Raw genomic sequence first — 22,781 nt, 5'->3', positions numbered from 1 at the left:
GGGCGATGCGAAACATCGCGAGAGGGCATAAGGCCGCGCGACCAGCAGGAGCAACCCGCCCTCGCCGGTGGCGCGCGTGCTGAGGTCAGCCGACTCACCTCAGTCCTGAGCCTCGTCCGACCGCAGTCGGATCACGTCGCGCCGCACAGGACCCCGCAGAGAAGCGAAGTCCTGAACGGACTGCCGCGCACGACGGTGCTCCAGATGGCGCTCGGACTGACGAATGCCAGCACGACCAACCGAGAACACCAGCAGCGCGATCACAGTCTTGACCGGGTCCGCCGAAGCGACCAGCACCTCGGTGAGATCGATGAGCTCCTTCATCGGAAGCTCCCTCCTGCCCGATTTCGGGCATGACAAAGGCCCGGACAAGAAGCCGTCCGGGCCTAGGGGGTCTAAGAAGTCAGTAGGGGAAGAGGGTCAAAGAAGGCATGGCTACGCCTAGGGAGGTCTCAAAGGACACCTCCCCTCGAAGGAGTGGAACTACGGCATCGGGTTCGTCCGACGCGGTCTATAACCCCTGGCGCGAGCGCGAATCAGGACATCGCCAAGCCGGACAAAGGACTCCCGGTCACGCCGATCATGGACACGGAGGTGGCCGCGCCTGATCCAAGACCTGACCGTTGATCGGGCCACGCCGGCGACCTGAGCGGCTACGCGCGCCGGCACCACAGCATCTACGTCAGGTGCTCCACGTAACAGGTTGCGGACGTCCAGAGGACCGCGGTTGGTGTGGAAGGAGCGGGTCTGAGCCAGGCGCTCCGCAGCCGCGGCGCGAACGTCCTCGACACGGAAGGAGTGAGTGTTGCCCAACCGCCCCATCGGTTGCAGGTGGCCCCGGCGGACCCACTGCCGGATCGTGGCGGGGCGGACACCGACGAGGTGTGCAGCCTCGCGCGTGAAGATGACCTGGCGGGGTGGGTAGAGCTCAGTGCGACCATCCCAGTGGTCGCGCTCGTACCAGTCTTCGAAGGACTCATGGTGTTCTCGCCATGCCTGCGACACGGCCTGCCGGCTGATCTGGCTCGGGTGCAGCGAGCGAGACAGCTCTAGCTGTTCGTCGGTGAGTGATTGGAGAGCACTCCACGCGTCGTGGTTGCCGGAGCGTAGGAAGGCGAGGAGCTCTCGGCTGGTGACGCCGAGTTCGCGGGCGAGTTCGTACGCGCGCATTGTTAGAGCGTGACACTGCATCAGATAGAGCCGGTGGAGGCTCGCCACTAGTTGGAGCGATTCGGGGTGTTTGCGCTGGTGAGAACGCTAAAGGCCCCGTCCGTAGGATCGGGGCCTTTCGGGTTGAGGGTGTAGTTCTCCCCAACTGGTGCTCAGACTAGCAAGAAATCTGCTGGCGCCTGTGGGCGACACGCGGGCATGTCGATCTCCGCAGGTCGGGGGCTCACTGCGGGTGGGCGCCCTGGGCATCCGCTTCTGCTTGTTATGCACGTGATCTTCCGGGAGATTTCGACCAGCCGGTGTGGCTGATGGTCGAGGGACCGGGAGGTCGTGACATGTCGGGTCTGGATCCGTGTCTGGTCAGGTCGCGAGGGCCCTCGGGTGAGGTGCTGCTGCGGGTCGGGGTCGCCTGCGCGGACGACTACCTGGACTTCCTGTCCGGGCGGTGCCGGCCGAACACGGTCCTGGCCGCGGCGTACGACCTGAGGATCTTCCTGGGCGTGCTCGGCAAGGACCCGACCGAGGCGGTCCCGGCCGACGTGCTCGCCTTCATCACCGCCCAGCGCACCGGCCGGCCCGCCGGCGTCGTCCAGGGCCTGCCCCGGCACGGTGGTGGCGGGGTCGGGCCGGCCACGATCGCCCGGCGGGTCTCCACGATCTCCGGGTTCTACGCCTTCTTGCAGGTCCGCGGGGACGTGGTCACCAACCCGGTTCCCCGGGGGCTGCCGACCCGCCGGGAGAGATCCCGGCCCTCCCAGGGCGTGCCGTTGACCAGGCGGGTCCGGTCCCTGCCGCAGATCCTGGCCCCAGCCGAGGTCGACGCCCTCACCGGCGCCCTGCGCACCCACCGGGACCGGGCCATGGTCGCGGCGATGGTGCTCGGCGGGCTGCGCCGCTGCGAGGTCCTGGGCCTGCGCCTGGAAGACCTGCGCCTCGCCGAACGGCGGGTGTTCATCGCCGAGGGCAAGGGCGGACGGCAACGCATCGTGCCCGTCTCGGCCAGGTTCTTCACCGCGGTCGCCGACTACCTGACCACCGAACGTCCCGCCGACGCCGCGACCGACCGGTTGTTCGTCGTGCTCAAGGGTCCCACCCGCGGGCAACCGCTGACCGTGCGCGGCATCGACCAGGTCCTGACCGGTGCCCGGGCCCGCGCGGGCCTGTCCCACGGCACCTGCCACGAGCTGCGGCACACCTGCCTGACCCGGCTGCGGGAGGCCGGGATGGCCCTGGAGGCCGTCCAGGCACAGGCCGGGCACGCCTCGATCGAGTCCACCCGGATCTACCTGCACCTGGCCGACGACTGCTGGTTGGCCTCCCAGTACCGCAGGGCCGCCGAGGTCATCGACGCCCAGGTCTTCGCCGGCACCCCCGGCGCCCTCCCGACCCTCACACCGCCGCCGCGTGAGCGACCGGCGCTGCCGGGGTTCCGGAGGCTGCGATGAGCACCACCGCTCTGCCGGTCCGGTTCGACCCCGGGCAGGACCAGCGCGGCGGCGCCGCACCGGTCGCGACCTGGGACCAGATCGCCGCCGAGCTGCCCATGGTCGCGGCCACCATGCAGGCCTACCTGACCCAGATCGCCTGCGTGCTGCGCCCGGGCAGCGTCAACGGCGCCGACCAGTCGCTGCGCTGCTTCGCCACCTACCTGCTCACCCACACCCCGGCCCTGGCCTGCGTGGCCGACATCGACCGGTCCACCATCGAGGCCTACAAGCCGTGGCTGGCCGCACGCCCCGGCCGCGGCGGCGCCCCGCTGGGCCTGGCCACCATCGCCGGCCGGCTCGGCACGCTGCGGATGTTCTTCATCCGGATCGCCGAGTGGGACTGGGACGACGCCCCGGCCCGGGTGCCGATGTTCTCCGGGGACCTGCCCCGCCAGGACCGGCCCCTGCCCAAAGCACTGGACGACCCGAGCGCCGCCCGGCTGCTGCGCGCCGCCCAGGCCCAGCCCCGGATGCTGCTGCGCGTGACCGTGGAGGTGCTGCTGCGCACCGGTCTGCGGGTCAGCGAGTACACCGCGCTGCCCGCCGACGCGCTCGTGCACATCGGCGCCGGACCCTGGCTGCACGTCCCGGTCGGCAAGCTGCACCAGGACCGCTACCTGCCCCTGCACCCGCACGTGGTGACTCTGATCCAGGACTACCGGGCCACCCACGTCGACCCCACCCACCCGCTGCTGCTGCCCAGGGAGAACGGCCGGGCGCTGGACCGGCACACCGTCACCCGGATGATCAACAAGGCCGGCGCCGCCGCCGGGCTGGGCCACATCCACCCCCACCAGCTGCGCCACACCCTGGCCACCCAGGCCATCAACCGCGGCATGTCCCTGGAAGCCATCGCCGCGATGCTAGGCCACTCCTCGATGGACATGACCCTGCGCTACGCCCGCATCGCCAACCGCACCGTCGCGGAGGAGTACTTCGCCGTCACCGACAAGGTCGACGCCCTCTACAACGACCCCGCCCAGCTGCCCGCCGACGCCCTCGGACCCAACATGGCCCGCCTCCGTCGCGAGCACTCCCGAATGCTCGGCAACGGCTACTGCACCAGGCCCCCCGAGCTCGACTGCGCCTTCGAGTCGATCTGCGAGACCTGCACCTTCTTCCAGACCACCATCGCCTTTCGCCCCACTCTCCAGGCCCAGCAGGACGACGCCCACGCCAAGGGCCAGACCCACCGAGCCCAGCTCTTCACCCAGCTCCTGAACAACCTCGAGAACGGCGAAGCATCATGAACCACCCCCACCCCCATCACGTGCATAATGCCGCATTACGCTCGAGCAGCTATCGTCCTGTCCTACCGTTCGCTCGGTGCTGGGGTGCCAGGATGGCGGGGTGAGCCTGAGCCCGTCTGTTGACCTGTCTGCTGCCGAGTGGTTGACGCAGCATGCTCAGCCCTGGCCGAGACTTCCACTCTTCGGGCCACCCGTGTTCAGTGCATACGCGCGCCTACGTTTCCTGCCCGACCCCGTCGAGCCTGGAGTGCCCGAAACTGAGGCGGTGAACCATGACGGTGAGCCTGTTCCTGAGATACGACTGTTGCGCCGACTGGCCGAGGTGCTTCAGCACCACACCACCACGCCCGATGACGGTTTTCACTGCCTGTGGGAAGGAGCGGGTGACCTGCGGGCAGACACAATCCGATTCCTCGTCGACCGCACCACAGGACAGGAGCGCGAGGCCCCCCGAGCTCGCCCAGCCTTCCCCGTAGAAGTGCTCGACGGCCCGATGGTCGAGCACGAGCATCGCAGCTACTACCTGTTCCGGGGACCGGTCTGGGACGTGGGCAACTGGGACGCCGCCGACATGGCACCCGGCATACCCCGGCAGGACCTGTGTCCCGCCTTCGTCTGGCCCGCCGACCACGCCTGGTGCATCGCCGCAGACGTAGACCCCCACTGGGCAGGCATCGGAGCGTCGCAAGATGTCGTGGACGCTCTGCTCAGCGTCGCGGATCTCGACGTGGTGGAAGCCGACCCAACCCAGCCGCAGCCCTTCTACACCTAAGTGGACTGACGCCCCCGGCTCCCATATGTATAACAACAGAGCGGTTGTCGGCAGCCCTACCTTGGCACGGCCGAGGCATCCGGATCTGCCGCGCGTCGGTCGGCTCGAATTCGCATCGATCATGTGCGGTCACGATGGTTCATGAACAACTTCCAGATCACCTCCGCCCTCGTTCCAATATCGACCGACGACCCCTCCGCTGCCGCGCTGCGCCAGGCGGTGGCCGCGCACCTTGCCCGCTACACCGGGCAGACGCGCACGCACACCGAGTCGGACCTGCGCGCCTTCCTTACCTGGTGCGCCGAACGTCACCTGGAACCGCTGGCCGCCCATCGGGTGCACGTCGAGCTGTACGTGCGGTGGATGCAGGAGACCCGCCGGTACAAGCCGTCCACGATCTCAAGGCGGCTGTCCGTCGTGATCGGGTTCTACCGCACGGCCGTCATCGACGGTGTCCTCACCGCCTCCCCGGCCGACCACGTCCGCCGACCGCACGTGCCACCCGAATCACCCACCCTGGGACTTTCCCACTTGCAGTTCGAGGCCATGCTGCAGACCGCACGGGCCAGTATCAACATCAACGACTTCGCCCTGGTCACCATGCTCGGACTGCTCGGACTGCGCATCTTCGAGGCGTGCGCGCGAACATCCAGGACTTGCGCGAGGAGCACGGCCACCGGGTGCTGAAGGTGCGAGGCAAGGGAGGCAAGGTGGTGCTGACCCCGCTGCCCCCAGCCGTGCAGCGCGCGATCGAACGCGCCGTCGACCACCGTGAGGATGGGCCGATCCTGCGCAACCGGCAGGGCGGACGGATGGACCGTCACGCCGCGACCCGGCGCCTGCACCACCTGGCCGACGACGCCGGCATCAACCTGCCCCGGATGCACCCCCACATGCTCCGGCACACGTTCGTCACCACCATGCTCGACGCCGATGTCGACCTGCGGGAAGTCCACGCCGCCCGCCACGCCGACCCCCGCACCACCATGCGTTACGACCGAGCCCGCAAGAACCTCGACCGTCACCCCAACTACATCCTCGCCGCCTACATGGCCTCCGGCACCTGACGAACAGCCGGTCCTTGTTCGACCAGCCCAGCCCTCGGGTGCGGATCCCCTTGCTCGATGGTACTACGAGCAGTACCATCGAGTTGTGCTGTCAGTTGCGAAGATCCTGGCCCAGATGAGGGCCAACCCGGCCAACATCCGGTATGAGGACCTCTCGAAGGTGTGCGAGCACTACTTCGGACCGCCCAGGACCAGCGGTGGCTCCCACGCCGTGTACAAGACCCCCTGGCCCGGCGACCCGCGAGTGAATATCCAGAACGACCACGGCAAGGCCAACCCGTACCAGGTCCGCCAGGTCCTGACAGCGATCGACAAGAAGGAGGCAGCCCAGTGAGCACCACAATCCCCGACGTCACCCACTACACCTACCGCGTCAGCTGGTCGCCCGAGGACCAAGAGTTCGTCGCCACCTGCCTCGAACTGCCCTCCCTGTCCTGGCTCGCCCCAACCCAGGACGAGTCCCTGCAAGGCCTTCGCGATCTGGTGGACGAGGTCGTTACAGACCTGCACCGCAACGGTGAGCCGATTCCAGACCCACTGTCCTCTCGCGCCTATTCGGGCAAGTTCAATCTCCGTGTCGGTGAACGACTCCACCGCCAGCTCGCCTTCAAGGCGGCCGAAGAGCACCTCAGCCTCAACCAGTACGTCATCCGCAAGCTTGGCGACGCGTCCTAAACAATCATCCGGACATGCCGCATGCGGCTAGGTGGGGGCCGGCCAGCGCATCCGACGCCTGAGGGATGGGCCGTGTCGAGTGGACGAGACCACGGCGACGCCGAACTCGAGGGCCTGAGCAGCCAACTGTGCATCCGGGACCAGGTTTCCGGTGACGTGGTGAGCCTCCGACAGCTGCGCATACGCAGCCACCATCCGTGCCGTGGCTGGCGGCACCCACACCGGCGGAGCAGCGAGCCAGCGGTCCACGTACCTCTGCGCCGCACCGGCCGAGAGTGGGCTCTGAGCGATCCGCGGGTGGGTGGAGATCCGGAGAAAAGAGCCGATGGTCTGCCAGGGGAGTCCGACACGCTCGTGCCCCGCGAGGGCGTGTGAGCCAGGTCGCGGCGCGGTTGACGTAGGGGCTCTCCTCGTCGAGCAGGTCGAGGACCTCGCCGATGTTGCGGACGTCCACCTTGAGGCCGAGCTTGGTCGAGTGGTGCTCGTAGCGCGGCGCTGGCGTGTCGGCGGCGGCCATGCCTCGGCGGGCGAGCGCGTTGACCACCTCGCTCGGGCCCACGCCACGCTCGCGACGAAGTCGCTCGACCTCCGCCGCGACATCATCACTCAAGGTGATCGTCGTCCTCATGGCCTCACGCTAGCCCCATGATGCGCACGCTCGGTCTCATACGACGGTACGGGCAGACCCACAGTCAGGCCGGATGACCCAGCATCTGGCTGACCCGCTGCGCTGCCAGCCGGCCCGACGGCAGCACCATGGGCACGCCCACGCCGGGCACCGTCCCGGACCCGGCGAAGACCAGGCCCTGCACGCGCCGGTCGACGTTGCCGGGCCGGAACGGCCCGGTCTGCGGGAAGGTATGGGCGAGCGCGAAGGGGGTGCCGGCCGCCATACCCTGCGCCTGCCAGTCGGCCGGCGTGACGAGCTCCTCGGTGACGATCTCGGTGGGATAGCCCGCGTCCTGCAGGAAGGTCAGCAGCCGCTCCCGCATCGACTCCCGCGCCGACGCCGACTCCCAGTCGAGGGAGCCCACGTCCAGGTTGGGCACCGGCTCGAGGACGTAGAGGGTGCTGTGGCCCTCGGGCGCGGCCTCCGGGTCGTCGAGGGAGTGCACGGTGACCAGGCGGGACGGGTCGCGCATCAGGGTGCCGCGCTTGAGGAGGTCATCGAAGGCCCCGGACCACTCGTGCCCGAAGTGGATGTTGTGGTGCGCCTTGCCCTCCGGCACGCCCTTGACGCCCAGGTGCCACACCACGCACGACGGGGAGTAGTCGCCGCCCAGGAGTCCGCCCACGGCCCGCGGCGGCCGCACATCGGGCAACCACCAGCGGTATGCCGTGGGCAGGTCGACCGTGCACACGACCGCGTCGGCAGCGAGTTGCTCGCCGTCGTCGGTCGCCACTCCCCGCACCCGGCCCGAGGAGTCGCGCACCAGCTCGCTGACCGACGTGCCGTAGCGGAACTCGGCCCCGGCGTCCGCGGCCGCCCCGGCGAGGGCGTCGGGGACGGCGCGCATCCCTCCGCGCGGGAAGTAGACGCCCTCGATGGAGTCCATGTAGGTGATGACCGCGTAGATGGACAACGCGTCGTCGGGTGCGAGACCGGCATACATCGCCTGGAACGAGAAGAGCCGGTGCAGCCGCTCGTCGCGGAACCGGCGCCGGATCATCGGCCCGAGACGCCCGAAGCCGCCCATGCGCAGCAGCGTGGCCGCGGCGCGCGGGTTGGCCAGCAGGTCGGTCGGGCGGTCGAAGTTGCGGTCGATGAACGACCCCATCTCCGCGAGGTAGAGCCGGCGCAGCCAGATGACGAACTCGTCGAAGGCCGCCGCGTCCAGGCTGCCGCACTCGCGGTGGATCTCCGCGCGCATCGCCTCGTGCCCGTGGCGCACCTGCAGGGTGCTCCCGTCGGCGAAGAAGCCGAGGTATGCCGGGTCGAGCAGCTGGAGGTCCAGCCGCTCCGCGAGGCTCGAGCCCGCCGCCCGCAGCGGCCGGTCGATGAGGTCCGGCATGGTCAGCACGGTCGGGCCGGTGTCGAAGGTGAAGCCGTCGCGGGTGAGTCGTCCGGCCCGCCCACCGGGCACGTCCTCGCGCTCCACCACCGTGACCCGGTGACCGTCGCCGACAAGGTGGCACGCTGCGGCCAGACCGCTCAGGCCGGCGCCGATGACGATGACGTGGCTCATGCGTCGCGCCAGGCAATCGCGCGGGCCTCGTCGCGCAGCCCGACCAAAGCTTCTTCGCTCAGGCAGTCGACGTCCAGCGCCTCCTGCGCGGCCGCGGCCTCCTCGGCGATCCGACGTTCCATCTCCTCACGCACGCCTGCCTCCTCCAGCATCCTGCGCAGCACGCGCACGTCGTCCGGCCGGGCCCGCTCGGTCGTGACCCGGTCCATCACCTCTGCGGCGGCGCCGGTCAGACGCTGCGCACCCAGCACCCAGATCATCGTGGCCTTGCCCTCCCGGAGGTCGTCGTCGGACGGCTTGCCCGTCACCGCATCCTCGCCCCACACCCCGAGGACGTCGTCACGCCAGGCGAAGGCCCGCCCCAGGTGCCGCCCGTAGGAGCCGAGCACCTCCTGCTGACGTGGGTCCGCCCCGGCCGCCATGGCGCCCAGCCGCAGCGGCCGCTCGATCGTGTAGGCACCGGACTTCAGCGCCGCCACGTCGCGGGCGTGACCGGCGTCGCGGCGCCCGGCTGCCGCGCCGGTGAGATCCGCCCGCTGCCCGGCGAGGAGCTCCAGGTTGAGCTCATACCAGCAGTCGCGCAGGACGGGCGGGAGCGGCACGACGAGCCGGTCCGCGACCGCGTGGGCCAGGTCGCCGAGCAGGATCGCCAGGTTGTCCCCGAAGCGCCCGGCGTCACCGCGGGCGCCGGCCTCCCGGTGGGCGGTGCCTGCGACGACGTGCGCGGCGGGCGTCCCCCGCCGCAGCACCGACTCGTCCATGACGTCGTCGTGGATGAGGGCGAAGGCGTGCAGCACCTCCAGCGCGGCGCCCGCGCGGACGACGTGGTCGTGCGCGGGTGTACCCCCGCGGCCCCCCGTCGCGACGAAGCCCCAGTGGCACATCCGCGGCCGCAGCCGCTTGCCGCCCGAGGCGAGGGTCCGGCGCAGCCAGGTGGGCAGGTCACCGGGATCCGGTGACAGGAGGTCGACCGGACCGGCCGCGGCGAGCCCAGCCCACATCTGCTCGGTCCAGGCGCACTCCCGGTCGATGAGCTCACCGATCCTGGTCAGGGTGTCCTCGACGCCCGGCGCGGGCTGCTCCTGGTCGCTCCGCGGGGGCCCGAGGGGCAACCTGCCGCGCTCGGCCTCGAGCAGGAGGACCTGCTGCGCCGCCCACGGGCTGAGCAGGTGCGGCGTGGCTCGCACGGTCGCCACCAGGCTCTCCCAGGCGACCCAGGCGTGCTCGGCGACCTCTGCGGGGTCGGGGTCGAGGTCGTCGGCGACGGTGCCGACGAAGACGGGGCAGATCTCGTGCTCGACGATGCCGCTCGCGTCGACGGCGCGGTAGCGGAACTCGGGGATCGCCACCGAGAGGCTCTCGACGCGCACTCTCAGCTCCTCCCCGAGCCGACGCCGGACGGCGTCGGCATCGGCCTCACCGGGCCGCGGGTGCCCGCAGCAGGCGTTGGTCCACACCCCGGGCCACGTCTTCTTGGTGAGGGCCCGCCGGGTGAGCAGGACACGCCCCTCGCGGTCGAAGAGGTAGAGGGAGAAGGCTAGGTGCAGCGGGGTGTCCTCGTCGTGGACCGTGAGACGCCGGGCCGTCCCGACCGGCCGTGCGTCGTCATCGACCAGCACGACCTCGTCGTCGGGGGGGGTATGCCGCACCCGACCACGCTCTTCTCCGGTCATCCACGCTCCTAGGGACACGGTCCCGCCTCGACCGGGACCGGTCCAGAACCTGCCCCGAGTCTATGTCGCCCAGCGGCGTGCCGCCCCCCGGGGGGAGCGGGCGGCCTCAGGGGCAGGCGGTCACCGCGTCGAAGACCCCCTCGGAGGTCTCGATCAACGTGCTCGTCGTGCCGTCACCCTGGCCGAGGTAGTCGCTGCTGCCCACGGCGTAGTAGGGGTTGTAGGGGTGCACGCCGTAGTTGATCGCGCGGCCCGCCGCCTGGTGCTCGGCATTGGTCGCCGTGCCGCACCACGGCCCCTCCGGGTCGGTCGGGTCAGGGTCGGTCGGGTCCGTCGGGTCGGGGTCGGTCGGGTCGGGGTCGGTGGGGTCGGGGTCGGTGGGGTCGGGGTCGGTGGGGTCGGGGTCGGTCGGGTCGCCACCGGCGTCGACGCGCCGGTTGTGGTCGAAGAAGAAGTCCGTGACGTAGGCGGGGTAGTCGATGCTGTTGGTCGAGATGTAGGCCCCGCCCGGCCCCTCGCCGGCCGGCCAGTTGTGCCCGAGGCCGGTGTTCTGCACGACCGAGACCCGCGGCCCCGCGGCATCGGCATAGATCGTCGCGCTCCCCGCGGTGTTGCTGCCCGGCACCCCGGCCAGGCTCTGGGTGCTCGTCGTCGAGGCGCCGTAGATCCCGGCCATGATCTGGCCGTTGAGCGTGTTGTAGCCCGGCGCGACGGTGCCGTCGTTGTTGCCGTAGACGACCGAGGTGAGCTGGGTGTCGAAGGCCCCGGCGGCCGCGCCGGCGAAGCCCGTGCACGTGCTCGTCCCCGCGGCCTTCGTCGTCGAGACCGAGGAGATCTGGGAGGAGGAGGTGCCCACGGTCGGCCCGGCGTTGATGCCGATCCCGGCGAAGACGTCCGGCGCGAGACACCCCATGACCATCGTCTGCCCGCCACCGGAGGACAGGCCTGACAGGTAGACCTGGTCGGCGTCGAGGCCGAGCCCGGGGCGCGCCGTGAGGTCGTCGACGAGGTCGAGCAGGTTGTCGTCGTGGCGGGCCGGGTTGGTGCGCGAGTGGTTGCTGTCGTAGTAGTCCCAGCAGCCGAAGATGACGCCGCCGTTCGGGGCGTCCGGCAGGGCGACCACCATGCCGTACTCGTCGGCGGTCGCCTGCCAGTTGGCGCCGGCCTGCAGCGTCGACGCGGTCTGCGCGCACCCGTGGAGACTGACCATGAGCGCCCGGCCCGACCCTGCCGTCGGGGCGGTCTGCGGCACGTAGAGGCGCACCGACATCCCCGCGATCGACTCGGTCACCCACCCCTCCGCAGCACTACCGCCGCCGTCGCAACCGGGCAGGGTGTCGAACGGTGGCTCGCAGGCGAGCGCCTCCGCCTCGGGTGAGGTGAGCGCGACGGGTGCTCCGAGCGCCAGGGCGGCGGCGAGGGCGCCTCCGAGCGCGAGCGTCGGCATACCGGTGCGTGACTTCCTCATGGGTGGGACCTCCAGGTCGTCGGTGCCGACGACGGTGTCGGCGTGGGTCGCTCCGTCCCGCCACCGACCCTAACGTGAAAGGTGATTCATGTCTCGGTATGTCGTTCACGCGCCTGAGGGGAGACACTGACTCCGTGGAGATCGCCATCGTGCTGGTGCTGCTCGCGATCGTGGTCATCGCGGGCGAGGCGCTGTCCGCGCGCCTGGGAGCGCCGGCCCCGTTGTTGCTCACCGTCGTCGGCATCGCGCTGTCCTTCGTGCCCGGCGTGCCCGAGATCCACCTGTCGCCGGAGATCGTGCTCATCGGGCTGCTGCCTCCCCTGCTCTACACCGCCTCCCTGTCGACCTCGCTCGTCGACCTCAAGGCCAACCTGCGCCCGATCATGCTGCTCTCGGTCGCGGCCGTGGTCGTGACGATGCTCGCGGTCGCCGCGGTGATGATGGCCCTGCTGCCCGACATCGGCTGGCCGGTCGCGCTCGCGATCGGAGCCATCGTCGCCCCGCCCGACGCCGTGGCGGCCACCGCCGTCGGCCGACGGATCGGGCTGCCACGACGGGTCGTCTCGGTGCTCGAGGGCGAGTCGCTGCTCAACGACGCGACCGCGCTGGTGGCCCTGCGCACCGCGATCGCCGCGATGGCGGGTGGGGTGACCGCCACCGGTGTGGCGGGCGACTTCCTCCTCGCCGCGGGCGGGGGGGTGCTCATCGGGCTCATCGTCTTCCGGGTCGTCGCCTGGGTCCGGCGGCGCCTGCACGACCCGCTGCTCGACACGGCGGTCTCCTTCGTCACGCCCTTCGCCGCCTACCTGATCGCCGAGGAGCTGGGCGCGTCCGGGGTCTTCAGCGTGGTCGTCGTCGGGCTGCTGCTCAGCCACCGGTCCCTCGCCCTGCAGACCGCCCGGGGCCGGATCGTGGAGAGCACGACGTGGAGCACCATCTCCTTCCTGCTGGAGAATGTCGTCTTCCTCCTCATCGGCCTCCAGGCCCGGTGGATTGTCGAGGACCTCTCCGGCTCCGACCTCCCGCTGAGCACGATCTTCACCGTTTGCCTCGCGACGCTGGCTACGGTGATCGCGGTCCGGATGGCCTGGGTCCACCTCACCCGCCCGCTGCTCGGCAGCCGGCTGGGGGAGCGCCGCGAGCCGGCCGGGCTCGCGGAGACCACGCTCATCGGCTGGGCCGGGATGCGCGGCGTCGTCACCCTCGCGGGCGCCTTCATCCTGCCCGAGGACGCCCCCTACCGTGACCTCCTCCTGCTCGTCGCGCTCACCGTGGTGGCGGGCACCCTGCTCCTGCAGGGCCTCACCCTCCCCGCGCTCACCCGGGTCCTGCGGGTGCGCCCCCCGGACCCGGCCGACGACGCCCTCGCGCGGGCGACGCTCCTCCAGCAGGCCGCGACCGTGGGGCTGGAGCGCCTCGACGAGCTGGAGACGCCGCAGACCGCCGAGGTCGCCCGCACCATCCGCCAGCGCCTGGACCAGCGCACCTTCGCCGCGTGGGAGCAGCTGTCGACGACCGAGGGCCAGCAGACGCCGTCCGACGCGTATGCCGAGCTCCGGCGCGCGATGATCGCCGCCGAGCGCGAGCGCATCCTGCACATCCGCGCCAAGGGCAAGGTCCCCTCGCCGGTCGTGCGGCAGGTGCTCGGCATGCTCGACCTCGAGGAATCGATGATCGACACCTCGACGACCGCCCGGCAGGACATCCGGGCGACCGGCAGCGACGGCCACCTCCAGTGCGCCGAGCTCACGGCATACCCCCGCGCACCCCGCGTCGAGAACCCCCGGTGCGAGCCGTGCGCCCGCGAGGGTCGCGAGGTCGTCGCCCTGCGCCGGTGCCTGGAGTGCGGCCAGGTCGGCTGCTGCGACTCCTCCGCAGGTCAGCACGCCACCGCCCACTTCCAGGAGACCGGGCACCCGGTGATGCAGTCGGCCGAGCCCGGGGAGGGCTGGCGGTGGTGCTACGTGCACCACCTCGCGACCTGAAGGCCCTCGCCGTCTCTGACCGAGTACGTCGCTGGTCGATGGCCCCTCAGGCGGTCTCGGCGGCCGCTTTCGTCACACCTGTCACGACCTGCCAGGAAGAAAGGATCTGCGCCTCGCATATCTCCGGCACAGGCTGATTTCCTGGCGGTCTGGTGCGCGTGTGACCTGCGAGACCTGACGTTCGGCGAGGCGAGCGCGAGCGTGGGGAGCAGCAGGCACCCGAGGCGCCCAGCCCACCGACAGCAGGCACCCGAGGCGCCCAGCCCACCGACAGCGGGCCCCCCGGCCCACCGGTCAGCAGGGCCCCCAGCCCACCGACAGCAGGCCCTCCAGCCCACCGGTCAGCCCTCGTAGTCCACGACGACCGGGGCGTGGTCGGAGAGCCGGACGCCCGCGTGCTCCCGGTCCACCTCCGCCCGCGCCGCGGTGCGGGCCAGGCCCGGCGTGGCGAGGTGGTAGTCGATCCGCCACCCGGCGTCCTTGGCATACGCCTGACCGAGCCAGGACCACCACGAGTAGGGGCCGGGCTCGGCAGGGTGCAGGTGCCGGACGACGTCCACGAGGGTCCGTGGTGAGAGCTGGGCGTCGAGCCAGGCCCGTTCCTCCGGCAGGAAACCCTCCGACTGCTGGTTGCGGCGCCATGCGGCGACGTCGAGCCGGGTGTGCGCGAGGTTGAGGTCGCCGGTGAGCAGGAAGTCCCGGCCTCGCGCCCGGGCCTCCCGCCGGGCCCGCCCGAGCTGCCGGGCGAAGGCGTCGAGGAAGTGCATCTTGCGCTCATACCTCGCGCCGCCGTCCGGGGCCTGGCGCTGTCGCCCCGGCTTCTGCAGGTGAGCGGGCAGCCCACCCTTGGGCAGGTAGAGCGCCGCCACCGTCAGGGGAGCGTCGGCCAGGTCCACCTCGAGGTAGCGCCCCTCACCGGCATACCTCGAGATGCCGCGGGCGAGGGTGGGCACCTGCGCCGCCACCACCGAGGTATGCCGTTCCCCCGGCCCCCGCAGCAGCACGTCGGCTCCCCAGGTGCGCACCGCCGCAGGTGCTCGGCGGGTGAGGACGGCGACGCCGTTGCGGCCGGCGACCGACCCGGGGTCGTAGGCCGCGTGGTAGCCGCCGAAGGCGTCCTCCGGCAGGTCGGCGAGGGTGCACCGGACCTCCTGGAAGGTAAGGACGTCGCAGTCGCGGGCGGCCATCCAGTCCCCCAGGCCGCGTCGGCGGCTGGCCCGGATGCCGTTGATGTTGACGGAGGCGACGCGAAGCATCCGGCGATGCTAGACGTCCGGTTGGAGTTGCCGACGCGGGTGTCAGCGCGCACCGTGGACCCATGAGCGAGAACCCCTATGAGGACGAGAGCGGCACCCGCGACTACTCCCCGGAGCAGGAGGCCGAGGCGGAGGTCAACCTCGACGAGCCGAGCTCGACCGCCGATGTCGCCTGGAGCCCGCCGGACCGCCGCCCGGTGAGCTCGGAGTTCGCCGACGACGACCCGGCCGAGGAGACCATCGACCAGCGGATCTCCCAGGAGCTGCCGGAGGAGGGCACGTCCTACGGCCGCCCGGAGACCGGCGGGGAGGACACCAGCCGCGAGCCCGAACTCCTCGGCGGCGACGACCCGGACGCCATCCCCGCCGACCAGGACGTGCTGGGCGGCGACGCCGACGCCGGCATCGAAGGCTTCGAGTCCGGCGCCGGCGACCCGGCCGAGGAGGCCGCGATGCACGTGAGCGAGGGTGAGTTCGACCAGGAGCGTCCCTGACAGGGCGCCCTCAGCAGGAGGCGAGCAGCATCGGCACGAGGATGTCGTTGAGGTCGTAGAGCGCGTCCTGACCGACGGTGAGGTCGCGCCCGGTCACCCCGAGCGCCAGCTGGCGTGATCCGTCGCGCGAGCTCAGGGCGATGCTCAGCGAGCCGAAGGTCGCGCCGTCGTGCCCGTGCAGGAACTCACCTGGACGGCACGGGTCCGGGATCGCGTAGGTGCCGAGCCCGTAGCCCAGGGGGTTGTCCGACGACAGCGTGATCATCTGCTCGACGGAGTCCTGCGAGACGAGCTCCCCCGACATGAGCGAGCGGGTGAAGTCGTTGAGGTCCTCGACGGTGCTGGTCGCCGCACCGCTGTGCGAGAAGACGTCGGGGTCGAAGCCGTCGAGCCCGATCCAGCCGCGCCCGTCGACGAACATCGCCTCGTGCAGGGCAGGTCCGGTCAGGCCGGGGTCGTCCGGGTACCTCGACTGCCCCATGCCCGCCGGCCGACGCACGCGCTCGGTCACCAACGTCTCGACCGACTCACCGGTGACCTGCTCCAGCAGCATGCCGAGCGCGACGTACCCGGCGTTGGAGTAGGTGTAGCCCTCACCCGGCTCGCCCGGCCACGGAGCCGCGTTGACGGCCTGGATGTGCTCTGCATCGGTGTAGTCGCGGCTGATAGCGGACACGAAGGCGTCCCAGTCCTCCGGGTCCTCGCCCGCGTAGGGGGTGATGAGCTCGTAGGTGCCCAGCGGCATACCCGAGGTGTGGCTGAGCAGGTGGCGGATCGTGATCTCGGGACGCCCCGAGAACAACCCGGGTATGACGTCCTCCACCCGGGTGTCCAGTGTCCAGGTGCCCGCCTCCACCTCCTGCATGACGAGGGTCGCGATCATCATCTTGGTGTTGCTCGCGACCCGCACAGGGCTGCGCTCCAGGGCAGGAGCCCGACCCTCCAGGTGGCGCCGCCCCGCGGCGTCCGCCCAGCTCAGGGTGGGCGTCTCGACGGTCGCGCTGATACCGATCGCGCCGTCCGCGACGATCGTGTCGAGGGCGGCGTCGAGGTCCGGGCGGATCGATCGCGGCACCGGGCCGCCCGGCGCCGAGGCGTCGGTGCGCTGGGCGGCGACCTGGGTGGCCGCCTCGGAGGCGGCGTCACGGAGGGCCTCCCGCACCGACTCCTCCTCGAGCGAGGGTGGGGCCGCAGGTGACCCGAGCGCCGCGGGTAACTCGGCCCCGCCCTCCTGGGGCGTGGCCAGGGCGACGGCCGGAGTGACGGTCAGGGCCAGGGCGACGGCGCTGCTCATGATGCGACGGTGCATGGTGGTGACTCCTCGGTCTCGACGAATCGGTCCCTTCCACCCTCGTCACCCGGGCCCCCGGGCACATCAGCCCGCAGCCGGATCTGCCTCCGCCCACAGGATGAGATCGTGCGGACACTCGCCGCTCAGGCGCTCACCCACTCCTTGAGGTGCTCGGCGGTGAGGCTGTCGCCCCGCTCGACCATGTCGACCGGGGTGCCCTCGAAGACCACCTGGCCGCCGTCGTGCCCGGCGCCCGGACCGATGTCGATGACCCAGTCGGCGTGGGCGACCACGGCGAGGTTGTGCTCGATGACGATGAGGCTGTGCCCCTGCTCCACCAAGGTATGCAGCATCTCGACGAGACGCTCGGTGTCGGCCAGGTGCAGCCCGGCGGTGGGCTCGTCCAGGACGATCGTCGTGCCCTTGCCTCCGAGCTGCGAGGCCAGCTTGAGCCGCTGGCGCTCGCCGCCGGAGAGCGTCGTGAGCGGCTGCCCGAGGCGGAGGTAGCCGAGTCCGACGTCGACCAGCCGGGCGAGAATCCCCTTGGCCTTGCCGGTGCCGAAGACCTCGGCGGCCTGGGCGATCGAGAGCTCGAAGACCTCGGCGATGGTGAGCCCGTGGAGGGTGTGCTCGAGGACGTCGTCGCGGAAGCGTCGGCCCCCGCAGGTCTCGCAGCGTGAGGGCCCCCCGGCGAGCATCCCCTGCTCGGGGTAGATGACGCCCTGGCCGTTGCAGACGGGGCAGGCACCCTCGGAGTTGGGGGAGAAGAGCGAGGCGGGCACGCCGTTCTCCTTGGCGAAGGCGGTGCGGATCGGGTCGAGCAGGCCCGAGTAGGTCGCCGGGTTGGAGCGGCGCGAACCCCGGATGGCGGACTGGTCGACGATGAGGACGTCCTCGCGCCCGCCGAGCGAGCCGTGGACCAGGGAGCTCTTGCCCGACCCCGCGACCCCGGTGACCGCCACCAGCACGCCGGTCGGCAGGTCGACGTCGACGTCCTTGAGGTTGTGGGTGGACGCACCGCGGATCTCGATGGCGCCGGTGCCCGGGCGGACCTGGTCGGCAGGACGCAGCGACATCCGGTGGTCGAGGTAGCGCCCGGTGACGGTGTCGGAGGCGCGCAGCCCGGCCACCTCCCCCTCGAAGGTGATGGTGCCGCCGTCGTTGCCCGCCCCCGGGCCGATGTCGATGACGTGGTCGGCGGCCTCGATGACCTCGGGCTTGTGCTCGACGACGAGGATCGTGTTGCCCTTGTCACGCAGCGAGGTGAGCAACGCGATCATCCGCCGGATGTCGTGCGGGTGCAGGCCGACGGTGGGCTCGTCGAAGACGTAGGTGACGTCGGTCAGCGCGCTGCCGAGCTGGCGGATCATCTTGACCCGCTGGGCCTCCCCGCCCGAGAGCGTGCCGGCCTCCCGGTCCAGGGAGAGGTAGCCCAGCCCGATCTCGGTGAAGGAGTCGAGCATCGCGGCGAGGTTGGCCACCAGCGGCCGCACCGAGGGGTCGGTGATGCCGCGGACCCATTCCGCCAGGTCGCTGACCTGCATCGCGGTGCACTCGCTGATCGTCGTGCCGGCGACCGTCGCGGTGCGGGCCGCCTCGTTGAGCCGGGTGCCACCGCAGGCGGTGCAGGGGCCGGTGGTCGCCACCCGCTCCTTGAACTCGATCATGTGCTTCTGCTTGGGGTCGCGGTCGCCGAAGAGGGTGCGCCGGATCCGCACGACCAGCCCCTCGTAGGTGAGGTTGATCCCGGCGAACTTCACCTTCGTCGGCTCCTGGTACATCAACCAGTGCCACTCGCGCTCGGAGTAGTCGCCCAGGACCTTGTCCATGTCGAGCTTGCCGTCGGCGGCGGCCCCCTCCTCGCCGTACATCTTCCAGCCCCAGGTGCCCACGCCATACCCCGGGACGAGGATCGCGCCCTCGTTGAGACTCTTGGTCCGGTCGACGACGACGTCCTCATCGATGGCGGCCTGGGTGCCGATGCCCTCGCACACCGGGCACATGCCGCCGATGAACTCGAAGGTCGCGGCCTCCCCCTTCGGCGGCTTGCCGCCCTTGTCCACGACGAGCCGGCCGCTGCCGCTGGCGCTGGCGAGGTTGAAGGAGAAGGCCGAGCTCGGGCCGACGTGCGGCTCGGAGAGGCGACTGAAGAGGATCCGGAGGAGGGCATACGCGTCGGTCGCGGTGCCGACGGTCGAGCGGGCGTTGGCGCCCAGCCGCTCCTGGTCGACGACGATCGCGGCCGACAGCCCGTCGAGCTCCTCGACCTCGGGACGGCTCGTCACCGGCATGAAGGACTGCAGGAAGGCCGAGTAGGTCTCGTTGATCAGGCGCTGGCTCTCGGCGGCGATCGTGCCGAAGACCAGGCTCGACTTGCCCGACCCGGACACCCCGCTGAAGACCGTGAGCCGGCGCTTGGGGATGTCGACGTCGACGTCCCGCAGGTTGTTGACCCGGGCGCCGCGGACCCGGATGACGTCGTGGCTGTCCGCAGGATGCATGCGCTGATCGTGCCACGGGCGGCGGACACACCCCGGTGCCGCACGCACGGGTATGCCGTGGCGACGCGCCGCGACCGGGCGCACGTGGGTGCGCCCGGTCGCGGTCGGAGGTCGACTACTCGCCGACGGGGATGCCCTGGCTCTCCAGGGCGCCGAGCGTGGACTCCTGCGTGGAGCCCAGGGCGTCGGCCAGGCTGCCGTCGCCGCTGGCGGCGGAGGAGAAGCCGTCGGCGACGTCGTTGTAGACCTGCGTCATCGTCGGGCCCCAGGTCCACTCGGTCGGCACCGTGGCGCCGGCCTCGGTGAAGACCTCGTAGATCGCCTGGTCGCCGTGGAACGGCACGCCCTCGGTCAGCGCCGGCAGCTGCTGGCCCTCGGTCGTCGCGGGGTAGAGGTTGGCGGCCTCGATGAGCGCCGTGTGCGCCTCCTCGGAGGTGTTGAGCCACAGCGCGAACTGCGCGGCCTCGTGCGGGTGCTCGGTGCCCTTGAAGACCGCGGTGGTCGAGCCGCCCCAGTTGCCGGCGGCCTGCTCATCGCCCCAGGTCGGCATGGGCGCGACCCGCCAGCTGCCCTCGGTGTCGGGCGCTCCGGACATGAGGGAGTTGGCGCCCCAGACGGCCGAGACCCACGTCCACGCCTCACCGGTGTTGTAGGGGTTGTCCCACTCGGTGGTCCACGGCGGCAGCGTCGAGACCAGGTCGTCCTGGATGAGGCCGTTCCAGTAGTCGGCGACCTGGACGGACTCCGGGCTGTCGAGCCCGACCTGCCAGGTGTCGCCCTCGGTCGCGAACCACGACCCGCCCGCCTGCCACACGAAGCCGGCGAACTGGTTGATGTCGCTCGTGGAGAAGTTGGTGATGTAGCCGTCGTTCTCGCGCACCTGCTCGGCGGCGGCGGCATACTCCTCCCAAGTCGTCGGCACCTCGATGCCCGCCTCGGTGAAGAGGTCCTCGCGGTAGAACATGGCCATCGGGCCGGTGTCCTGGGGGATCGCGTAGACCGCGTCCTCCTCGCCGAGCTGGACCTGGCTCCACGTCCAGTCCACGAACTTCTCCTGCGTCTCCATGACCCCCTCACAGCCGCCGATGTCGGTGAGGCCGTCCTGGGACGCGGAAGTTGGGCAGCGCGTCGAACTCGATCTGACCGAGGTCGGGCGGGTTGCCGGCCTCGAGCTGGTTGAAGAAGTTCTGGTAGGTGCCTAAGTTGCCGTTCGGGCCGGTCTGGACCTCGACCTGGATGTCGGGGTTCTGCTCGTTCCAGATGTCGACGACGCCGTCGATGCCGGGCACCCACGAGAAGAAGGTGAGGGAGACCTCGCCCTCACTGGGCTCGCAGGCGGTGGCCTCGCCGCCGCCAGCAGCAGCGCCGGAGCCGCTGCCCTCGTCGCTGGTGGAGCCGCCACCGCAGGCGGCCAGGGGCAGGAGCAGAGCGAGCGAGGTCACGCTGGCCACGCGGGTGCTGATCTTCATCGATGTCACTCTTTCGTGGGTGGTGGGTGGGACGGGTGGGCGGACTACTTGATCGAGCCGGTGCCGAGACCGGTGCGCCAGAAGCGCTGGAGGAGGAAGACGACGATGAGCGGCAGGATCGAGACCAGCGACCCGGTCAGGACGTAGAGGCGCAGCTCGGGGACCCCAACATCTGCGCCATCCTGCTCGGCGCCAACCGGGTGCTCTCCCAGGCCGACCAGCAGCTCGTCAGCCTGGTCATCGACTCCGAGCGCGACACCGAGCGGGTCGCGCGTTACCTGCACGGCGGCTTCGTCGACGGGGTGGTCATCGTCTCCGCGCGCGAGCACGACTCGCTGCTGGAGGCGCTGCAGGGGACGGCGCTGCCGAGCGCGCTCGTCGGTCGCCCGCCGGGCGAGGTGTGCATGCCCTGGGCCGGCATCGACAACCGCAGCGCCGCCCGTGCCGTGACCGAGCACCTCGTGGCGGCGGGTCGTCGGCGGGTCGGGATCATCGCCGTCGGGCTCGACCGTGATTCCGGCTCGGACCGGCTGGCCGGCTTCCGCGACGCCCTGGGCGAGTCCTTCGACCCCGAGCTCGTCGTCGAACGGCCGCTCTACGAGGACGCCGCGGGCCGCGACGCCATGCGCGAACTCCTCGAGCGGGCGCCGGATCTCGACGGCGTCTTCGCCACCTCCGACGCGGTCGCCGCCGGAGCCCTCGAGGCCCTGCACGCGGCGCGTCGGTCGGTGCCCGGCGACGTCGCCCTCGCGCCCGCATACCCCGCTCGTCCGCCCCGCCCCCTCGGAGTGCGGTCACCTTCTGCCGACCTCCATCGGCGACGTTCCCGATGGATGTCGAGACACGGTGACCGCGGTCGGTATCCACGGCTCGCGGGCGGGCTCTGAGAGGGTGAGCCCAGGCACACCGCGAGGACCCGAGCCGCAGGAGGCGCACCATGAACCGGTCGACCCTGTCCGTCGCGACGTTCAACCTCTACAACCTCAACCTGCCCGGCGGCCCGATGTACCGCGACGTCGACGGGTGGAGCAGCGAGGAGTATGCCGCCAAGGTCGCCTGGTCGGCGCGGATGCTGCGCGAGCTCGCCCCGGACGTCCTCGGGGTGCAGGAGCTCTGGCATGCCGACGCGCTGACCGACGTGCTCACCCAGTCGGGCCTGGCGGAGGAGTACGACGTGCTGGCCGCGCCCGCGACCGGCGAGCGCATCGTCTGCGCGGCGCTGGTGCGGCGCGGGCTGCTCGTGCCGGGCTCGGCCCGGTGGATCGAGGACTTCCCCGACGACCTGCGGCTGACGTCCTCCGGCGAGGACCCGCAGACCCCGCAGATCGCCGTCGGGATCCGCGGCTTCTCCCGCCCGGTGCTGCACTTCGAGATCGCACCCCGCGAGGACGAGCCGGCGACGGCGGTCTACGTCTGCCACTTCAAGTCCAAGGCACCGACCCAGATCTGGCGCGAGGGGTGGTATGCCGCCGACCGTGACCGTTACCAGGCGCACACCACCGCGCTCGGGGCGGCGCTGTCGACGATCCGTCGGACCGCCGAGGCCGCCGCCCTCCGGGTGCTGCTCACCGCGCAGCTCAAGGGCACGGTCACCCCGGTCATCGTGCTGGGCGACCTCAACGACGGGCAGCACTCCAACACCCTCAACATCCTCACCGAGCAGCCCCGCTACCTCGTCGGGGACTCCCGCGGCGGGGGTGACAACGCGCTCTACACCGCGCAGACCCTGCAGGAGTACCGCGACACCCGGGACGTCTACTACACCCACGTCTACCAGGACCTGCGCGAGTCGCTGGACCACGTGCTCGTCTCCGAGCAGTTCTACGACCACTCGCGCCGCAGGCGCTGGCTCTTCGACGGGCTCGTGATCTTCAACGACCACCTCAACACCAAGGACCACCGCTCGGACGGCACCGCCGACCACGGGATCGTGCTCGTGCGCTTCGCGCACCGGCCGGCCTGACGCGGAGGTATACGCGCAGGGGTGTCATCTCTATTCGGGTGAGGTTATCCTTACCTCATGACGAGCCCCTCGAC

General features: G+C 70.9%; 19 protein-coding genes and 1 pseudogene. 11 read left to right on the top strand and 9 right to left on the bottom strand.

The annotated features are described in order from the left end of the window. Positions 1-99 precede the first annotated feature (99 nt). The gene (locus FA582_RS00410; RefSeq protein WP_010148397.1) at positions 100-324 is read right to left on the bottom strand and encodes a hypothetical protein; all 225 of its coding nucleotides are present in this window, start codon (positions 322-324) and stop codon (positions 100-102) included. A gap of 159 nt (positions 325-483) precedes the next feature. After that, complete coding sequence (locus FA582_RS17620) at positions 484-1,170, bottom strand: helix-turn-helix domain-containing protein (RefSeq protein WP_158640843.1); 687 nt, start codon at positions 1,168-1,170, stop codon at positions 484-486. A gap of 335 nt (positions 1,171-1,505) precedes the next feature. Here FA582_RS17620 and FA582_RS00400 point away from each other — a divergent pair, with 335 nt between their 5' ends. The 7 genes from FA582_RS00400 to FA582_RS00375 all read left to right on the top strand — a co-directional run bounded on the left by FA582_RS00400 (position 1,506) and on the right by FA582_RS00375 (position 6,421). Continuing rightward, positions 1,506-2,615 (top strand): tyrosine-type recombinase/integrase, encoded by a 1,110-nt coding sequence (locus FA582_RS00400; RefSeq protein WP_147899703.1) that lies wholly within the window; start codon positions 1,506-1,508, stop codon positions 2,613-2,615. Then, positions 2,612-3,907 (top strand): tyrosine-type recombinase/integrase, encoded by a 1,296-nt coding sequence (locus FA582_RS00395; RefSeq protein WP_147899702.1) that lies wholly within the window; start codon positions 2,612-2,614, stop codon positions 3,905-3,907. The genes FA582_RS00400 and FA582_RS00395 overlap by 4 nt, the downstream gene beginning before the upstream one ends. Positions 3,908-4,172: 265 nt before the next feature. After that, the gene (locus FA582_RS00390) at positions 4,173-4,679 is read left to right on the top strand and encodes a hypothetical protein (RefSeq protein WP_202798084.1); all 507 of its coding nucleotides are present in this window, start codon (positions 4,173-4,175) and stop codon (positions 4,677-4,679) included. A gap of 141 nt (positions 4,680-4,820) precedes the next feature. Next, positions 4,821-5,366, top strand: a complete 546-nt coding sequence (locus FA582_RS16680) for a tyrosine-type recombinase/integrase (protein ID WP_051125137.1) — start codon at positions 4,821-4,823, stop codon at positions 5,364-5,366. Beyond that, positions 5,315-5,746, top strand: a complete 432-nt coding sequence (locus FA582_RS16675; RefSeq protein ID WP_051125138.1) for a tyrosine-type recombinase/integrase — start codon at positions 5,315-5,317, stop codon at positions 5,744-5,746. Before FA582_RS16680 ends, FA582_RS16675 begins: the two co-directional genes overlap by 52 nt. Before the next feature lie 85 nt (positions 5,747-5,831). Next, positions 5,832-6,080 carry a toxin HicA gene (locus tag FA582_RS00380; protein WP_029540722.1) on the top strand — a complete coding sequence of 83 codons (249 nt, stop codon included), beginning with the start codon at positions 5,832-5,834 and terminating at the stop codon, positions 6,078-6,080. Continuing rightward, positions 6,077-6,421: a type II toxin-antitoxin system HicB family antitoxin gene (locus FA582_RS00375; RefSeq protein WP_010147309.1), complete on the top strand. Its 345-nt coding sequence runs from the start codon at positions 6,077-6,079 to the stop codon at positions 6,419-6,421. Before FA582_RS00380 ends, FA582_RS00375 begins: the two co-directional genes overlap by 4 nt. A 692-nt stretch (positions 6,422-7,113) precedes the next feature. On the opposite strand, the gene crtI is transcribed toward FA582_RS00375, so the two are convergent. From crtI to FA582_RS00355, 3 genes are all read right to left on the bottom strand, one after another. Further along, the gene (crtI, locus tag FA582_RS00365; RefSeq protein ID WP_010147312.1) at positions 7,114-8,607 is read right to left on the bottom strand and encodes a phytoene desaturase family protein; all 1,494 of its coding nucleotides are present in this window, start codon (positions 8,605-8,607) and stop codon (positions 7,114-7,116) included. Beyond that, complete coding sequence (gene idi / locus FA582_RS00360; protein WP_010147313.1) at positions 8,604-10,280, bottom strand: isopentenyl-diphosphate Delta-isomerase; 1,677 nt, start codon at positions 10,278-10,280, stop codon at positions 8,604-8,606. Before idi ends, crtI begins: the two co-directional genes overlap by 4 nt. 106 nt (positions 10,281-10,386) lie before the next feature. Further along, entirely contained in the window at positions 10,387-11,748 is a 1,362-nt protein-coding gene (locus tag FA582_RS00355; RefSeq protein ID WP_238705455.1) for an extracellular catalytic domain type 1 short-chain-length polyhydroxyalkanoate depolymerase, read from the bottom strand. Between the two features lie 134 nt (positions 11,749-11,882). Between FA582_RS00355 and FA582_RS00350 the strand changes: the two genes are divergently transcribed. Next, positions 11,883-13,733 carry a Na+/H+ antiporter gene (locus FA582_RS00350; RefSeq protein WP_010147317.1) on the top strand — a complete coding sequence of 617 codons (1,851 nt, stop codon included), beginning with the start codon at positions 11,883-11,885 and terminating at the stop codon, positions 13,731-13,733. Positions 13,734-14,074: 341 nt separating this feature from the next. On the opposite strand, the gene FA582_RS00345 is transcribed toward FA582_RS00350, so the two are convergent. Then, positions 14,075-14,989, bottom strand: coding sequence for an exodeoxyribonuclease III (locus tag FA582_RS00345; RefSeq protein WP_010147319.1), 915 nt, complete (start codon positions 14,987-14,989; stop codon positions 14,075-14,077). Positions 14,990-15,051: 62 nt separating this feature from the next. Here FA582_RS00345 and FA582_RS00340 point away from each other — a divergent pair, with 62 nt between their 5' ends. Continuing rightward, positions 15,052-15,483, top strand: coding sequence for a hypothetical protein (locus FA582_RS00340; RefSeq protein WP_010147320.1), 432 nt, complete (start codon positions 15,052-15,054; stop codon positions 15,481-15,483). Positions 15,484-15,493: 10 nt separating this feature from the next. Here FA582_RS00340 and FA582_RS00335 read toward each other — a convergent pair whose 3' ends face one another. The 3 genes and pseudogenes from FA582_RS00335 to FA582_RS00325 all read right to left on the bottom strand — a co-directional run bounded on the left by FA582_RS00335 (position 15,494) and on the right by FA582_RS00325 (position 20,744). Continuing rightward, entirely contained in the window at positions 15,494-16,777 is a 1,284-nt protein-coding gene (locus FA582_RS00335; protein WP_158640842.1) for a serine hydrolase domain-containing protein, read from the bottom strand. Positions 16,778-16,917: 140 nt separating this feature from the next. Continuing rightward, a complete protein-coding gene (locus FA582_RS00330) occupies positions 16,918-19,275 on the bottom strand; it encodes an excinuclease ABC subunit UvrA (protein WP_147899701.1) in 2,358 nt (785 codons plus the stop codon). Positions 19,276-19,390: 115 nt separating this feature from the next. Beyond that, a pseudogene (locus tag FA582_RS00325) lies at positions 19,391-20,744 on the bottom strand (ABC transporter substrate-binding protein). A gap of 2 nt (positions 20,745-20,746) precedes the next feature. On the opposite strand from FA582_RS00325, the gene FA582_RS00320 reads away from it, so the two are divergent. Then, complete coding sequence (locus FA582_RS00320; protein ID WP_081480543.1) at positions 20,747-21,631, top strand: substrate-binding domain-containing protein; 885 nt, start codon at positions 20,747-20,749, stop codon at positions 21,629-21,631. A gap of 50 nt (positions 21,632-21,681) precedes the next feature. Continuing rightward, positions 21,682-22,707 carry an endonuclease/exonuclease/phosphatase family protein gene (locus FA582_RS00315; RefSeq protein ID WP_010147326.1) on the top strand — a complete coding sequence of 342 codons (1,026 nt, stop codon included), beginning with the start codon at positions 21,682-21,684 and terminating at the stop codon, positions 22,705-22,707. Positions 22,708-22,781 lie beyond the last annotated feature (74 nt).

Source organism: Serinicoccus profundi (assembly GCF_008001015.1).
In the GTDB taxonomy this organism is placed as follows: Bacteria; Actinomycetota; Actinomycetes; order Actinomycetales; family Dermatophilaceae; genus Ornithinicoccus; species Ornithinicoccus profundi.
This window is presented reverse-complemented; position numbering and strand designations above follow the sequence as displayed.

Bases quoted from the DNA above. Each gene is read 5' to 3' on its own strand.
- FA582_RS00410 (WP_010148397.1), bottom strand. From the start codon at position 324: ATGAAGGAGCTCATCGATCTCACCGAGGTGCTGGTCGCTTCGGCGGAC.
- FA582_RS17620 (WP_158640843.1), bottom strand. From the start codon at position 1,170: ATGCGCGCGTACGAACTCGCCCGCGAACTCGGCGTCACCAGCCGAGAG.
- FA582_RS00400 (WP_147899703.1), top strand. From the start codon at position 1,506: ATGTCGGGTCTGGATCCGTGTCTGGTCAGGTCGCGAGGGCCCTCGGGT.
- FA582_RS00395 (WP_147899702.1), top strand. From the start codon at position 2,612: ATGAGCACCACCGCTCTGCCGGTCCGGTTCGACCCCGGGCAGGACCAG.
- FA582_RS16680 (WP_051125137.1), top strand. From the start codon at position 4,821: ATGAACAACTTCCAGATCACCTCCGCCCTCGTTCCAATATCGACCGAC.
- crtI (WP_010147312.1), bottom strand. From the start codon at position 8,607: ATGAGCCACGTCATCGTCATCGGCGCCGGCCTGAGCGGTCTGGCCGCA.
- idi (WP_010147313.1), bottom strand. From the start codon at position 10,280: ATGACCGGAGAAGAGCGTGGTCGGGTGCGGCATACCCCCCCCGACGAC.
- FA582_RS00355 (WP_238705455.1), bottom strand. From the start codon at position 11,748: ATGAGGAAGTCACGCACCGGTATGCCGACGCTCGCGCTCGGAGGCGCC.
- FA582_RS00345 (WP_010147319.1), bottom strand. From the start codon at position 14,989: ATGCTTCGCGTCGCCTCCGTCAACATCAACGGCATCCGGGCCAGCCGC.
- FA582_RS00340 (WP_010147320.1), top strand. From the start codon at position 15,052: ATGAGCGAGAACCCCTATGAGGACGAGAGCGGCACCCGCGACTACTCC.
- FA582_RS00335 (WP_158640842.1), bottom strand. From the start codon at position 16,777: ATGAGCAGCGCCGTCGCCCTGGCCCTGACCGTCACTCCGGCCGTCGCC.
- FA582_RS00330 (WP_147899701.1), bottom strand. From the start codon at position 19,275: ATGCATCCTGCGGACAGCCACGACGTCATCCGGGTCCGCGGCGCCCGG.
- FA582_RS00320 (WP_081480543.1), top strand. From the start codon at position 20,747: ATGTCACTCTTTCGTGGGTGGTGGGTGGGACGGGTGGGCGGACTACTT.
- FA582_RS00315 (WP_010147326.1), top strand. From the start codon at position 21,682: ATGAACCGGTCGACCCTGTCCGTCGCGACGTTCAACCTCTACAACCTC.